Source organism: Paractinoplanes ferrugineus, assembly GCF_016862195.1.
GTDB lineage: Bacteria > Actinomycetota > Actinomycetes > Mycobacteriales > Micromonosporaceae > Actinoplanes > Actinoplanes ferrugineus.
Window position 1 is genome coordinate 1 of sequence record NZ_BOMM01000033.1, and the last position, 14,990, is coordinate 14,990.

The following is a 14,990-nucleotide window of genomic DNA, read 5'->3' on the forward strand; positions in this document are numbered from 1 at the left end:
GAGCCCGGAGCCCGGAGCCCGGAGCCCGGAGCCCGGAGCCCGGAGCCCGGAGCCCGGAGCCCGGAGCCCGGAGCCCGGAGCCCGGAGCCCGGCCTGGGAGTTTCACGTGAAACAGGTCGCCCCGCCTTTGCGACGGCGGACTCCGGTCGCTCTTGCCTCGAGCCGGTGCTGGCGAAGTGGTGAAGAGTCACGGCGTGCGCGGGCGGCCTATCGCGCTGACCGGTGACGCATGGACGAATCTGCCGGTGCCTGAGTAACAGCCCAGGGACCGCGTCGAGGAGCTCAGCCGGCCGGGACAGAACGTAGAACGTAGAGGCCCTGGATACCGAGTCGAGCCAGCCGCTATAACTCAACCCACTCAGCAGAACGAAACCAGGCAGTGTGGTGATCGCCTGCCGTCGAACACGCCGGCCAAATCCTCTCCCAACCGATCGCCGCTTGAGGGAGCAGGACACCTGTGGAGACCCGCGCCCGTGAGTCGCGAGGACCATCAGACGAACCTCCGCTGAGGGCGAGCTGACGATGCGCCGCTCCGGGCCGCCCGCCGCATCCGCGGGGGCATTGCCACCTACGCCAGGACGATGACGGCCTCAGAGTCGATCCGCCGCACAGCCACTCGGCCGATCTCGGAAGCTCAGCCACTTGTCACAGCCAAAGCGAAGCAGACGAGCCACCAGCGGCGCCGCCGGAGGGCAGCGGGGAGCCCGATCCGGACTCGCGCCCGCTCTCGTTCTCAGCCCCGTTCGTGCGGCCGCTCTCGTTTCTCGCCCCACTCGTGCGCTCCATCTCCGTTCCGTCTGTGCTCACCGTCTTGGTCGACTGCGGCGCGGCCAGTGACTGCTTGCTGTCTCGCGGCCGCGGCTTCACGTCAATCTGCATGAGGCGCTTACTTGTGTAGTGATTCGCCGCCGGCCTAGGACTCGGATCTGCCGGTACCTGTTGAGACCGGGCGGCACCTTCGAAGCGCCGCAGCAGCTGGGCAAAGCAGTGGACATCCTTCCAGCCGTGCGGAGGAATGTAGGGAGGCCGAATTGCAGCCTGCGATCGACGATTCGCAAGGGCGGCAGAACCCGGAGGAGGATGCGCGGTAGCGGAGGACCTCAGGGGAGTACTGCGGAGTCACCCAGCCTTCCTCGTGGAATTGAAGGTGGACTCGGTAGTCCGCTGGCGCGTCCGGGCTCGAGCAAGTTGTTCGTGGCCGGCGACAGGACCTTTCAGCACGGCAGGGCTAGGAACCCTGTCGCCCGTGCCGCCGAGCGGTGGTCTTCGCAGAGCAGCAACCCCATTGCGGACCAGTGGGGTCGGCCCCTCGGCAAGACCTGCGTCGTCGGCCAGAACCATCGGCCGGGCAGCGGCTCAACCCGACACGGTGCGGTTCACGTGAAACGAGCGGACGGACGGCAAAGCCGCGACTCAACCCGAGGCCACAGGCAACAAAAACGGCAGGTACGGTCCTGCCGCGACAGCTAAGCGGGTACAGCCGGGTTCGATCCGCCACCGTCCTCCAGGCCCCGCTGCGGCAGCACACGGAACGAACAGCCGCCTCACCGAGGCGGAGGCCCCGCTGCTGACGTCCTCCTACCGATGAGCCTCACGGAGAGATCCCAGACCTAAGCCTGCATCCATACATCTCAAGAGACCCCGGAGGGATAGCCACCAAGGAGCGGCCGCCACCGGCATCGGAGACAGCAGCCAAACTTCGCGGCGGATAGAAGCAGGCCACTGCAAGGCCGCCCACCGCCCGACCGCGACGCGGACGATGCGCGCCGACACAGGACATGTAGACGCCTGGCTTCACGGACCTGGGACGGCCAAGCGAACGAGTCTCATTCGCGTTCCAAGAGGCGAGACGCGGGCACCACGAAGGACCAGCATTTATAAGTGGCGACCACTATCCACACCCTGTGTGTAACCGCTGTTGAGAAACCGGCGGTCCTCGTTTCACGTGAAACGAGGCCGATGGGCAGGCCCGATCCACGGCTTCATCCACAGGCAGTACAAGCCTGCGACGTCGTGTTTCACGTGAAACGGGCCAGCCTGTGGATAACTTCTGTGGATAACTAGTGGAGTACTCCTCCGCCCACCTACGGTGATGAGCATCGACGTTGATCTCGCCGTTACCGGGTCTGCAGACGCGTTATTCCACAGGCAAAAATTGACCCAGGACAGTTGCTCTGGCCTGGGCTAAAGTCCCCTCGTGCCCGACAACTCCGCGCCGCTGCCTGACTTCACGCGCTGGCCCTCCTTCCCCTTCGAGGGCGACATGCGCGTCAAACCGCTGCTCGCCCCGGTCGAAGTTGAGCCGCCCCGCAGCGGTGAGGACGCGTCCGAGTGTGTCGCCTGCGGCACCCCCGACGATGCGTACATCTGGATCAGCGAGCGCTGGCGCGTCCGGGCCATGGACCGGCCCACCGGCCTTCCCATGGTCCTGATTCTTGAATGCCGTTCACACCTCGACCTCGGCGACCTGCCCAACCTCCTGGCCGCCGAACTCGGCGTCATGACGGTCCGCCTCGAGCGCGCGATCCGCTCCCTCGACGGGGTAGCCCGAGTGCACGTCAACCGTTGGGGTGATGGTTCCGCACATCTGCACCTGTGGTTCCTGGCGCGCCCCTACGGCCGTCTCCAGCTGCGCGGCACATTCCTCTCGCTCTGGGACGACATCCTCCCGGTCATCCCGGAACATCAGTGGCGCGAAAACCTGGCCCTGGTCGCCGCCTGGCTTGCCGGCTTCGGCGGCGAGGCGATCGCCGAGCCCGCACACATCCAGTGGGAGTCGCCCTCCACGATCACCTATTCACCGACTGCGAACGAAACCGGGAGCCGACCGGCCAACCTCGGCGACATCGAGGCGGCGAACCCCGAACCGAACCAGCCGCCGGCTCCGACCATCGCAGCGGAGAGCGGCGCGATCGACTCACCAACCCCAAAGGCATAACCGCTAGATGTACGCGGGCGGGCCGCTCCAGCCAAACACTGACCGCCCCCGGCAACTGAGCACCGGCATCACTGCAGTGGGGTGCGCTTAGCCGACAGCCGAACCCCCCATCCCCGCGACTCCCTGCCAAGCGCACCCGCACCCACGCCGACACGACCGACAACCCGAGCGGGTGCCAGCGTTCACAAGCGCCGAGCCGACGAGGGACCGAGCCAACACGGGCGCCGCCGGAAACCGCACTGCGCAAAGGTGGGGTGCCGGGAGGCCGGGTGCCGGGAAGGTCGGGCGCCGGGGAAATCCCTCAGGACTCCACCCAAGCGACCACCGAGCGGCCCCCCACGGGGAAGTGGCGGGTAGCGCCGTCAGGGTCTAGCGGTCTCGGTGAACGCCAAGAAGTGGGCGCTCGCATTGATCAGGGCGGGGTCCTGTTCGACTAGGCGGGCACAGCGGAGCGCGGCGTCGACCAGGGTGTCGAAGGCGGGCAGGCCGGCTACGTCCAGGGACGGCCAGGTGGGGCCTTCGACGCCGTAGACGGTGGGGGTGGGGAAGCCGGCTGACGCGATCTCGGACTGGAGCTGGTCGGCGGTGTGGAAGTGCGAGGGCAGGAAACCCACGTGGCCGTCGTAGGAGCCGGTGGACAGGGCGGTCCGCAGCGACGGTTCCAAGTCTGCGGTCAGGCGGCCGGTGGTGCCCAACTCCAACAGCGACAGATAGCGGCTGATGCCGGCGGCCACCAGGAGGCCGCCTGGGCGGAGCACTCGGCGGGCTTCGGACAGGGCCTGGGCGCGGTCGGTCGAGCTCGTCAGGTGATAGAGCGGGCCCATCAGCATGACCACGTCGTAGGTTGTGGCGGGCACGTCCAGGGACCGGGCATCGCCCACCTGCGCGGTCACGCCGGGCAGGTGGCGGGCCGCGGAGACGTGGGTCGGCACCGGGTCGACGACGTGCACCTTGTGACCGTCGGCGGCGAGCCAGGCGGCGTGGATGCCGGTGGCGCCGCCGACGTCCAGGATTCGCAGGCCCGCGGCGGACGGCAGGTGGCGACGGATCAGCTCTTGGGTTCGCAGGTATTCGAGCCGGCCGTGGGCGGAGCGCCGCAGTCGAGTGTCCTCGAAGCCGTCGGTGCCGTAGTGGTCGACCAGGTCGTCGCTCACCGGGATCTAGGCCCTGGCCATGGCTCGGCTCACCAGGGTCGCCAGGATCTTCCCGAGGTCGAGTCCGGCGGCCTGGACGGCCAACGGCAGCAGCGACGTCTCGGTCATGCCGGGGGACACGTTGATGCCGAGCACCTGGGGGGAACCGTCGTCGGCGACGATCAGGTCGACTCGGGACAGGTCGCGCAGGCCGAGGGCCTTGTGCGCGGCCAGGGCGGTCTCGGAGACGCGGGCGGCCGTCTCGGCGTCGAGGCGGGCCGGCGTGTGCCACGTGGTGAGGCCGGCGGTGTAGCGGGCGGCGTAGTCGTAGACACCGTCCCGAGGGACGATCTCCACGATCGGCAGTGCCTCGGGACCGTGGCCGAGGTCGACGATGGAGACCGCCACATCCTTGCCGGGCACGAACTTCTCGACGAGCGCGGTCGAGTCGTACGCGAAGCAGCCGACCATCGCCGGCGGCAGGTCGGTCTCGTCCCGGACCACCGCGGCGCCCAGGCCGGAGCCGCCCTGGGCGGGCTTGACCATGAGGGGCAGGCCGAGCCGGTCGACGATGCGGTCGAGCACCGCCACCGCGCCCAGTTCGGAGAAACGGTCGTGGGGCAGCGCCACCCAGTCGGGGGTGGGAATGCCGGCTTCGCGAAGCATCGACTTCGCCGACGGCTTGTCCCAGGCCAGGCGGGACGCGCGGGCGTCACAACCGACGTACGGAATGCCGCACAGGTCGAGGACGCCGCGCAACGAGCCGTCCTCGCCGGTGGCGCCGTGCAGGGCGATGATCACCGCGTCGGGCGGGTCTTCCTGCAGGGCGGGTAGCAGGGAGACGTCGGCGTCACGCATCTCGGCGTGGACGCCCACCGCCTTCAGCGCGTCCATCACGCGGCGGCCGGAACGCAGCGACACGTCGCGTTCGTAGGAGAGGCCGCCGGCCAGAACCATTACTCGCACATCGTCACCACTAGCCATGGGAAGGATCATGCCAAGTCGGGGCCGGGGGCATCGGCGGCGGCCGTGCCACGACGACGGTGGTGGGGCTGGCTCGCGGCGGCACCGAAGACGGCCCGCATGGCGAGCTCCTGCTCCATGACACCGGCCAGCCGGCGAACGCCCTCGCGAAGCCGCTCCGGTGAGGAGAAGGAGAAATTGAGCCGCATGTTGCCGGTGCCGGTGCCGTCCGCGTAGAAGCCGGTGCCGGGCACGTAGGCGACCCGCGCCGCGATGGCCCGGGGCATCATCGCCTTGGAGTCGAGGCCCTCGGGGAGGGTCGCCCAGACGAACAGTCCCCCGGTGGGGTGGGTCCAGCTGGTGCCGGCGGGCATCCGATCGTGCAGGGCGCCGAGCAGGGCGTCGCGCCGCTCCCGGTAGATCTCGCGGTAGGACTTCACCTGCTCGCGCCACGGCATGTTGGTCAGGTATTGCGTGACGGCGGCCTGAGCGAACGCACTCGGGCACAACACGTTGGCCTCGCTCATCATGACGAGTTTCTCCCGCACGGCGTGCGGGGCGAGGATCCAGCCGACGCGCAGCCCGGGGGCGAAGGTCTTGGAGAAGGTGCTGACGTAGAAGACACCCTCCCGGCGGCGGGCCCGGAGCGGAAGCGGGGCGTCGCCCTCGAAGGACAACATTCCGTACGGATCGTCCTCGACCACCAGCAGGCCGGCCCGCTCGCAGATGTCGAGCACCCGCTCGCGCCGCTCCTCCGAGAGGGTGACACCGGCCGGGTTCTGGAAGGTCGGGATCGTGTAGAGGAACTTGGCCCGGCGACCGGACCGGGCGATCGTCGCGATCGCCTCCTCGAGGGCCTCGGGGATGAGGCCGTCCTCGTCCATCGGCACGTGATGCACCTGGGCCTGGGCGGCCTGGAAGACACCGAGCGCGCCGACATAGCTCGGACCCTCGGCGAGCACCACGTCGCCCGGGTCGAGGAAGAGGCGGGCCAGGAGGTCGATGGCCTGCTGGCCGCCGACGGTGACCACGACGTCGTCGGGGGACGCGCCGTTGATGCCGGAGAGCGCCATCACCTCGCAGATGCGCTCGCGCAGCTCGACGGTGCCCTGACCGATGCCGTATTGAAGGCTCACCGCGCCGTGCTCGGAACCGAGGCGGCCGAGCATCTCGCCGACCGCGTCGAGCGGGAGGGCCGCGATGTAGGGGGAGCCGCCGGCGAGCGACACCACCTCGGGACGACTTGCGACGGCGAAGAGTGCTCGAATCTCCGAGGTGGTCATCCCGCGCACGCGACGTGCATAGACGTCGGTGTAGTCGTCCTGGGTAGTGCCGGTCATGCGGCCCTCCTAGCCAAGTCGGAAGTAGGTCGATCGTAGTCCGGCGGCTCGATGTGGGCCGCCGGTTATCCACAGGGTGGATTCGCGTCCCGAGTCCGCGCGTGGATTTCGCGGCGTAGGATCCTCCGGGGGGCGAGGGCTAGGCACTAGACAGGACCGTCGCCCGGACTAAGGGGGATTTCGTGTCGCGTCGCCTGGTCAGCCTCACGCTGGACACCCTTGAGGACCTCCCTCGTCCCTGCCGCCAATGCGTGTTCTGGGAGCTTGATCCAGTCTCGGCCGAGCGCGCGTGCGCCTCCGGTGATCCCGGCCTGGAGAAGGAAGCGTGGGTCTCGCAGACCCTGCTGGAGTGGGGTTCCTGCGGCAAGCTGGCCTACGTCGACGGCATGCCGGCGGGCTTCGTGATGTACGCCCCGCCGGCCTACGTCCCCCGTTCGATGGCTTTCCCGACCTCACCGGTCAGCGCCGACGCCGCCCTGTTGATGACCGCGCACGTGGTCGCCGCGTTCGCCGGCGGTGGCCTGGGCCGCATGCTGGTGCAGGGGGTGGCCCGCGACCTGACCAAGCGCGGCGTGAAGGCGATCGAGGCGTTCGGCGACGCGAAGTTCGGCGAGGCCGACGAGGAGCAGGCGCCCGGCTGTGTCGCGCCTGTCGACTTCTTCCTCTCGGTGGGCTTCAAGACCGTTCGCCCGCATCCGCGCTACCCGCGGCTGCGCCTCGAACTGCGCACGGCTCTGTCGTGGAAGTCCGACGTCGAGTACGCGCTGGAGAAGCTCCTCGGCTCGATGAGCCCGGAGACGTTGCTGCGGCCGGTGCGCCCGGCCACCGCGACGCGCTCCGTGGAGAACCGGGCCTAAGCCTTGTTGGCGAGCGCCACCCGCAGCTGGCGCACGTCGATCGAGCCGGTCGGCACGTCGATCTCGACGGGGTAGTACATCCGCTGCACGGCGGCCAGGATCGCCTCGACGATCTGCTCGCGGAACAGCGGGTTGACGAGCCGGTCACGGTCCACCGGCGAGGTCAGGTAACCGAGGTCCACCCGTACCGTCGGCATCTTGGTCAATCGCAGCAGGTCCCAGGTCTTGGCGTGCACGCGGCAGTCCCGCATGCCGGTCCGCACCACGATCTCGCGCTGCACCAGGTTGGCCAGCCGCTCGCCGACCGTGGAGCTCAGGCCGCTGCCGGTGCCGTAGTGGTAGGTCGCGACGCCGTGGGCGTCCTCGTTGTCGTGGCCGTCGAGGTGCAACGAGATCAGCAGGTCGGCGCCGAGGCCGTTGGCGAGTTCGGCCCGCTCGGCCCCGGTCAGCCTCGAGGTCGGCTGCGGGCCGCGGGTGAGGTGCACCCGCATGCCGGCCGCAGCGAGCCGGCCCTCGAGCCGGGCGGCCAGGTCGAACACGAGGTCGGCCTCGCTCCACCGGAGCGGGCCCTCGGGCACCAGGACGCCGAGGTCCTCACCGCCGCCGTGGCCGGGGTCGATGACGATGGTCTTGCCCATCAGGTTGGTGCCGGCCTGGCGGAACGCCTCGGTCTCGCGCAGCCACTGGGGGCGGCCGCCGACGACCTTGCGGCCGAGCCGGCGGAGCGCCTTCATGGTCTGCGGGCCGCAGGATCCGTCGGGGCTCAGGCCCACCTCGCGCTGGAACTGAGCGACCGCGCGGGCGGTGCGCGGCCCGTAGATCGAGTCGGCGCGACCCGGGTCGTACCCCATCTCGAGCATGCGTTCCTGAAGTTCCCGGACGTCCTCGCCGACGAGCGCGTTGGGCACCGAGTGGAACAGGGTGCGGGAGCCGAGCCGCCAGCGGGCCGCGTCGAGCGCACCCCACGTCTCCGGGCCGACGAGGCCGTCGACGCCGATGCCACGACTCTGCTGGAACGCGCGCACCGCCTTGTCCATCTCCTCGTCGAAGACGTCCGATGCGGTGTCCAGGAAGTCGAGGCCGACCAGGATGGATCGGATCTCGACAACGGCGGCGCCGTTGTCTCCACGTCGGATGGAACGCACGCACGACTCCCTAGAGACGGTGGATGGACGACTTCGGAGGGTACTCCGGCGGTTGGGCGACAAAAGACGCCCCGCACCCGAGGATGCGAGGCGTCTGCGACAGCTGAGCGGTCAGAGTGCCGACTCGATGAAGTTGACCAGGGCACTCTTGGGCTTGGCGCCGGTTACCGAGTTGACCGGCTCGCCGCCCTTGAAGATGGTGAGCGTGGGGACGGACATCACCCGGTAGGCGCGGGTGGTCTCCGGGTTCTCGTCGATGTTGACGCTGACGATCTGGACCTTGTCGCCCATCTCGCGCGCGATCTCGTTGAGCAGCGGGTCGACCTTCTTGCAGGGCATGCACCAATCAGCCCAGAAGTCGACAAGGACCGGCTTGTCGGACTGCAGCACATCGCTCACAAAACTGGCGTCGGTGACTGCCTTACCTGCTCCCACTTTGTTGACCCTCCCGGTCTACAGCTCTACGAATGACGCGATGAAACGCTCGGCGTCCAGCGCCGCGGCACAACCCGTGCCGGAGGCCGTGATGGCCTGACGATAGGTGTGGTCGACGAGGTCGCCGGCGGCGAACACGCCCGGGACGTTGGTGCGGGTCGACGGCGAGTCGACCTTCACGTAGCCCTCGTCGTCCAGCTCGACCTGACCCTTGAACAGCTCGCTGCGCGGGTCGTGACCGATCGCCACGAACACGCCGGTCACGTCCAGCACCTTGGTCTCGCCGCTCTTGATGTTCTTCAGCCGGGCGCCGGTGACCTTACCGTCCTCGCCGAGGATCTCCTCGACGACCGAGTCCCACTCGACCTTGATCTTCTCGTTGCTCAGCGCCCGCAGCTGCATGACCTTGCTGGCCCGGAACGAGTCACGTCGGTGCACGATCGTCACGGTCTCGGCGAACCGGGTGAGGAACGTCGCCTCCTCCATCGCGGAGTCGCCGCCGCCGACCACGATGATGTGCTGGTTGCGGAAGAAGAAGCCGTCACAGGTCGCACAGGACGAGACACCGTGGCCGAGCAGCTCCTGCTCGCCGGGAACGCCGATCGGGCGCCACGCCGAACCGGTGGCGAGGATCACGGCGCGGGCGAAGTATTCCTTGTCGCCGACCCAGACCGTCTTGAGGCCCTCGGTGCCCGCCTCGGTGGGCTTGTCACCCAGCTCGACGCGGGTCACGTCGTCGGTGAGGAACTCGGCGCCGAACTTCTCGGCCTGCGCGCGCATGTTGTCCATGAGCTCGGGGCCCATGATGCCGTCGCGGTGTCCGGGGAAGTTCTCCACCTCGGTGGTGGTCATCAGCGCGCCACCGGACTGGACGCCCTCGATCACGAGCGGCTTGAGATTGGCACGGGCCGCGTACAACGCCGCGGTGTAGCCGGACGGCCCCGAACCGATGATGATCAGATTGCGGACCTCGTCCACTGCCGACTCCTGTCGTCTGTCCTCGCCGAGAAGATGGCCCGGCGACACTGCACGCTGGAACGCCATGCTAGGCACACGGCATTCCCCAGGTGCCGGGGCCGTGGCCCACCTCACCGGGGGTGTCGCTCAGCGTACCGGTGACTTGGCGAGAGTGTTGGCGTCGCCGTCGGTGCCGCATGCCGGGCCGGCCGCCCACGCCCACGAGCCACTCGCGGAACTGAAGCGGACGACGATCGCCGGGGCTCCGTTGAACCGGGCGAAATCCACCGTATCGGCGAAAATGGCTCCGTCGTTGTTCTGGGCGGCGATCGCGTCGAGGCATTCCTGCAGCGCTGTGGCATCGTGCAGGCGCCCCAGCGAGCTGTCACCGCCGAGCGCAGCGCCACCCTTGTCGGGCGCGGACAGCGGCGCGCTCCGCGACTCGGCCCCGCCCGACGCCATCGTCAACGGCCGGAGCGGCGCGCTGGACAGTGTGGTCGAGGTGTAGTCGGTGCCCGACGCGACCTGGGCGGGCGCCGGAATCTTGGCAGCGTTTCGCTCGGCCGAGTCGGCGGCGGCGCCGGCGGCCGCGGTGTCCGATTGCGCGGAGTCGCGACCGGCGAGGTAATCGAGGCCGAAGCCGACGAAGGCGATCACCCCGGCCGCGACGGCGATCGGGGTGGCCCAGCGCAACCTGCGTGCGGACCCGGGCTTGGTGCCGCGCTCCGGCTTCGTCAGATCCGCTTGGTGTACGTCCTGAGCAGGGTCACCTGGCACCAGAGTCAGGCGTGGCCCGGGCTCGGCCAGCGCCGCGTCGAGGCGGGCGATCAAGTCGTCGGGCATCGGCTCCGGCTCGAAGGCTGCCAACTCGGCACCGACCGCCTCCATGCCGCCACTCAGCGACTCGTAGGCGGCCCGCCAGGCGGGGTCGTCGGCGATCAGGGTGACCACGACGGGCTCGTCCGGAGTGCCGGTCAGAGCGCCGCCGATGTAGTCCGCCAGCAGGTCGATGTCGACCCCGCGGAACTCGGCCCCGGTCACCTCTGCTCCCTCCGCTCGTTCGCCGCTGGTCCGGATGGGACGGTCTGGGCGCCTTCGCGGTTCCCGTGACCTCCATCTCCCCCGGTCCGCAGGTGCCCGAGGGCCAGCGCCATCCGGGCCCGGCCACGCGCGCACCGGCTCTTGATCGTGCCCTCGGCGACCCCGAGGATCTCGGCGGCCTCGGCCACCGGGTAGCCCTGGATGTCGACGAGCACGATCGCGGCCCGCTGCTCGGCCGGGAGGTCGGCGAGGGCCTGCCGGACGACCAGCCGGGTGTCGTGATCTTCGACGGGGGCGGCGGGCTCGGGGGCCGACGGACGGTCTTCGTCGGTGCGATTGCCGTCGGGCAGCGGGACCGTGGGGTGGGCCTGCCGCCGGCGGATCCGGTCGAGGCACGCGTTTACCACGATGCGGTGCAACCAGGTGGTGACGGCCGAGTCGCCGCGGAACTTGGCGGCGTTGCGATGCGCGTTGAGCAGGGCGTCCTGCACCGCGTCGGCGGCTTCCTCACGGTCGCCGACGGTGCGCAGAGCCACCGCCCAGAGGCGGTCGCGATGACGGCGGACGATCTCCCCGAACGCTCCCGCGTCACCGTCGAGGTGGGCACGCAGGAGGTCGGCGTCGCTCAGCGCACCGTCTCCGGAAGTCACCAGAGCAATCTAACGGTGCCGGCCTAATAGCCCCACACCTGGACCTCGTTGACGCTTACCTGGAATCGGTCGCCGTTGTCGGCCGGCGGCAGCTCGGTGATCCACACCAGTACGTACTGGTATTGGGTGTTGGCGTCGAAGACGTTGAAGATGCGGTTGGTGCCGTCGCCCTTGGACTCGGCGTCGGCCTCGCCCAGCTTCTTGAAGTCCTTGGCCACCTTGTCGTCACCCTGGCTGGAGTTGCCCGGGTCGGAGGTGCCGCTGCGGATCTCCATGCCGGCGCCGGGCGACGAGGTCTCGACCCGGATGTCGGACAGGGTGCGCGGCTTGCCGAGGTTGATCAGGATGCCCATGCCCGGCTTGAGATTGCCGAACTTCGCCGTGTTGAAGCGGTGGGTCTCCCAGGCGGTGTCGGGGTTGCCGTCCACCACGTTCTTCGCCTCGGCGGAGTCGCTGCGGTCGCCCGGTGGCGGGTCGACGATGCGCACCATGTCGGCGGTGAGCTTGATCTGCTCCGGCTTGGGGGCCGGGGCTTCCGAGCCGCCACCGGTCGTGTCGCCGCCGGCGTTGGCCTGGGTGGTCGAGTTCGTCGTCGGCTTGCCCGAACTGGTGATCGCACGGATGCCGAAGACCAGGCCGATAAGCGCGATGACGGCCAGCGCGGCAACCCCGATGATGATCTTCGAGTTGTTGCGAGCGGGCTCGGTGGTGGTGCCGCCCTGGGCGAACCGCAGCGGGCCGACGTCTTCGTATTCCTCGTCGGCGGAGTCGAGCCGCGCCATCTCGGCGGCGAGCGCGTCGGCCTCGGGCGCCTGGACCCGCTTGTCGAGCAGGTCCATCGTCAGGTCGTCGAGGTAGGCGGGGACACCCGCTCGGATCTGCCGGGGCGCGGCCAGGTTGCCGGAGGCGTCCCGGTTGGCGTCGGACAGCGAGGACCGACCCACCTCGGCGTGCGGCCAGTGGGCGGTCAGCGCGAAGTAGAGAAGGCCACCGACGCGCCGGAGGTCGGCCTCGGCGCTGTCGGCCGAGTCGGCGCGCGCGTCGGCCAGCACGACCCGGCCGTCGTCGGCGATCAGGGTGGTGCCGGGGTGCACGTTGCCGTGGACCATGCCGGTGGCGTGCACGGCGGCCAGCGCGTCGGCGATCGAGTGGGCGATCCCGGTGGCCCGGCCGGGGTCGAGCGGACCCTCCTGGGCCACCAGCTCACGCAGCGACTCGCCGTCGACCCATTCGCGCACGACGTAGGACCGGGAGCCTTCGTCGATGGCGTCGTAGACGCCGACCAGGTTGGGGTGGATCACGCGGCTCGCGTCGACCGCGGCCTGGAGCATCTCGGTGGCCGAGTCGCCCCCGGGGTAGCGCAGGACCACCGCGACGGGACGGCGCAGGATCACGTCGACACCGCGCCACACCTGGCGGCCGGCGCTGTCGTCGTTGACGTGTTCCTCGAGCTGATAGCGCTCGGCCAGGATCTCGCCCGCGGTGGGTGCACCGAAGGTCATGACCGGCCCGTCCGCATCGGCCGCGGTCTCGTGGCCTTCGCCGACCTGGGTCACCAGTCCTCCCTCGGTGCTCCACGCGCGATCGCCCGCGCTGTGTGCAGATGACGTTGTGCGAGGAGCACATGTCGACACTGACCATACCCGCCCCGGGCCACCCCGCGGCAGGTCGTCCCCCCGGCGCGGCACCTCGAACTGCCCGAACGTACGGGTGTCCGTAATGTCGGCAAAGGGGAATTTTCCCAGGTCAGCGGCCCAGCCTGCGGCGAACCATGCTCACCACGTCACTGACTTCACGAACTCGGAGCGTCGTGGCGGCGATCAGGTAGACCACCAAGATCACCGCGCCCCCGGCCAGGAGCTGCAAGATCGCCTCGCCGCGACCGTCGGGCGCGCCCGCGCCGGGCATCAGGCGCACGACGAGCAGCCCGAGCACCGCCGCGATCGCGGCCGCCGCCACGACCTTGAGAAGCGACCCCGCGACCGAGCCGAGGTTGAGCCGGCCGATCTGGCGGCGCAGCACGACCAGCGAGATCGCCGCCGAGACCACGTACGAGATCGCGTTGCCGGCGGTCATGCCCGCGGCCGAGAGTGATTTGTCCAAGATCGCGGCCAGCGCGAAGTAGGCGGCGATGCGCACCGCGACCACCGGCAGGTTGATCAGCGCGGCGGTCTTGTTGCCCTGCAGTGAATAGAACGCGTAGGTGCAGAGATAGCTGATCGACAGGGGCAGCACCGCGAACGCCGCCACCACCAGCACGTCACCAGTGGCCAGCGCGTCGTGGTTGGTGTATTTGCCGCCCTGGAAGAGCATCACCGCGATCGGGGCGGCGAGCACGCCGTACATCACCGCGATCGGGGCCAGCGCCGCCGACACGAGCCGGATGCCGCGGCTCAGGTCGGCGCTCACCTCGGAGAACCGGCCCTCGGCGGCGGCCGCGCTCATCTTCGGCAGCAGCGCCGTCATCACCGACACCCCGACGATGCCGTGCGCCATCATCGTCAGCAGGAAGACGTTGTTGAAGGCCAGCGTGCTCGCGCTGCCGTCGCCGGCCACCGAGTTGAGGATGCGCACGACCATGAAGACCGCGAGCTGGTTGGCCCCGACGTAACAGAGCATCCAGCCGCCCAGCCGGCCGATCTCGCCCAGCCCGAGCGACCGCGGGTCCCAGCGCCACTTCCAGCTGAAACCGACCTTGCGCAGGGCGGGCATCAGGGTCAGCGCCTGCACCACCATGCCGCCGAGGGTGCCGAGGCCCATCAGCAGGACCGCGCCGCCGCCGATGCTCTGCACGGTCAAGTCGTCGCCGGCGAAGAACAGGATGAACACGCCGCAGGTCGCGATCACCACGATGTTGTTGGCGATCGGGGCCCACATCGGCGCGGCGAAGTGCCCGCGCACGTTCAGCACGGCGCCCATCAGGGCGGACAGACCGGTGAAGAAGATGATCGGGAGGATCAGGTAGGCGAAGTGGGTGACCAGATCGTTGTAGGCGGCGGGGTTGTCGCTGCTCGACTGGATCCAGGTGATCACCGGCGCCAGGACCACGACCAGCGCGGTCGCCACGCCGAGCGAGACCGCGGCGAAGGTCAGCAGCTTCTGGGTGAACTCCTGCCCACCGTCCGGGTCGGCCTTGCGCCGGCGCACCAGCAACGGCACCAGGACGCTGGACAGGATGCCGCCCAGCAGCAGCTCGTAGATCTGCCCGGGAAGGAACTGCGCGCTGGTGTACGCGTTACCGACGCCCGACCCGAGCGCCATGCCGATCAGCGCGTTGCGGACGAAGCCGATGATCCGGCTGACCAGGCTGCCGATCGCCATGACCGCGCTGTTGCCGGCCGTACTGCCCTCGTTGCTGGGCTGCGCCTCCGGCGACGCGGCCTGCTCGTAACCGGCGACCGCGGTATCCACCGAGATCAGGGTGACACCGTCCTCGGCCGGCGGGACGCCGTCCGGTGCAGCGCTCGCACTGCGGTAAAGGCCGCCGCTCACCCGAGCCTCCCGAGGAATTCCAACATTGCAGTCACCATA

At 69.4% G+C, this 14,990-nt stretch carries 12 protein-coding genes; 2 read left to right on the forward strand and 10 right to left on the reverse strand.

Features of this window, described 5'->3' with window-relative positions; all coding sequences use genetic code 11:
* Nucleotides 1–2,197 precede the first annotated feature (2,197 nt).
* Nucleotides 2,198–2,938, forward strand: coding sequence for a hypothetical protein (locus Afe05nite_RS18275; RefSeq protein WP_203818337.1), 741 nt, complete (start codon nt 2,198–2,200; stop codon nt 2,936–2,938).
* 362 nt (nt 2,939–3,300) lie between these two features.
* Here the strand turns inward: Afe05nite_RS18275 and Afe05nite_RS18280 are convergent, their stop codons facing one another.
* From Afe05nite_RS18280 to Afe05nite_RS18290, 3 genes are read right to left on the reverse strand one after another with little or no spacing between them, the layout of a single operon-like run.
* On the reverse strand, nt 3,301–4,092 hold the full coding sequence (locus Afe05nite_RS18280; protein ID WP_203818338.1) for a class I SAM-dependent methyltransferase: 792 nt from the start codon (nt 4,090–4,092) through the stop codon (nt 3,301–3,303).
* Between the two features lie 6 nt (nt 4,093–4,098).
* Nucleotides 4,099–5,055 carry a D-alanine--D-alanine ligase family protein gene (locus tag Afe05nite_RS18285; protein WP_239117936.1) on the reverse strand — a complete coding sequence of 319 codons (957 nt, stop codon included), beginning with the start codon at nt 5,053–5,055 and terminating at the stop codon, nt 4,099–4,101.
* Nucleotides 5,056–5,063: 8 nt separating this feature from the next.
* On the reverse strand, nt 5,064–6,374 hold the full coding sequence (locus Afe05nite_RS18290) for an aminotransferase-like domain-containing protein (protein WP_203818340.1): 1,311 nt from the start codon (nt 6,372–6,374) through the stop codon (nt 5,064–5,066).
* Between the two features lie 182 nt (nt 6,375–6,556).
* On the opposite strand from Afe05nite_RS18290, the gene Afe05nite_RS18295 reads away from it, so the two are divergent.
* Entirely contained in the window at nt 6,557–7,231 is a 675-nt protein-coding gene (locus Afe05nite_RS18295; RefSeq protein ID WP_203818341.1) for a GNAT family N-acetyltransferase, read from the forward strand.
* Here the strand turns inward: Afe05nite_RS18295 and Afe05nite_RS18300 are convergent.
* The 7 genes from Afe05nite_RS18300 to murJ all read right to left on the reverse strand — a co-directional run bounded on the left by Afe05nite_RS18300 (nt 7,228) and on the right by murJ (nt 14,951).
* Complete coding sequence (locus Afe05nite_RS18300; RefSeq protein ID WP_203818342.1) at nt 7,228–8,376, reverse strand: N-acetylmuramoyl-L-alanine amidase; 1,149 nt, start codon at nt 8,374–8,376, stop codon at nt 7,228–7,230. The two genes, Afe05nite_RS18295 and Afe05nite_RS18300, sit on opposite strands and share 4 nt — an antisense overlap.
* A 111-nt stretch (nt 8,377–8,487) precedes the next feature.
* Entirely contained in the window at nt 8,488–8,811 is a 324-nt protein-coding gene (trxA, locus tag Afe05nite_RS18305; protein ID WP_203818343.1) for a thioredoxin, read from the reverse strand.
* 18 nt (nt 8,812–8,829) lie between these two features.
* Nucleotides 8,830–9,789 (reverse strand): thioredoxin-disulfide reductase, encoded by a 960-nt coding sequence (trxB, locus tag Afe05nite_RS18310; protein ID WP_203818344.1) that lies wholly within the window; start codon nt 9,787–9,789, stop codon nt 8,830–8,832.
* 126 nt (nt 9,790–9,915) lie between these two features.
* Nucleotides 9,916–10,809, reverse strand: coding sequence for an RsmA family anti-sigma factor (locus Afe05nite_RS18315; RefSeq protein ID WP_203818345.1), 894 nt, complete (start codon nt 10,807–10,809; stop codon nt 9,916–9,918).
* On the reverse strand, nt 10,806–11,459 hold the full coding sequence (gene sigM, locus Afe05nite_RS18320) for an RNA polymerase sigma factor SigM (RefSeq protein WP_239117937.1): 654 nt from the start codon (nt 11,457–11,459) through the stop codon (nt 10,806–10,808). Before sigM ends, Afe05nite_RS18315 begins: the two co-directional genes overlap by 4 nt.
* 23 nt (nt 11,460–11,482) lie before the next feature.
* Nucleotides 11,483–13,015 carry a protein kinase family protein gene (locus Afe05nite_RS18325; protein ID WP_239117938.1) on the reverse strand — a complete coding sequence of 511 codons (1,533 nt, stop codon included), beginning with the start codon at nt 13,013–13,015 and terminating at the stop codon, nt 11,483–11,485.
* Nucleotides 13,016–13,205: 190 nt separating this feature from the next.
* Nucleotides 13,206–14,951, reverse strand: coding sequence for a murein biosynthesis integral membrane protein MurJ (gene murJ, locus Afe05nite_RS18330; RefSeq protein ID WP_203818346.1), 1,746 nt, complete (start codon nt 14,949–14,951; stop codon nt 13,206–13,208).
* Between the last annotated feature and the right edge of the window lie 39 nt (nt 14,952–14,990).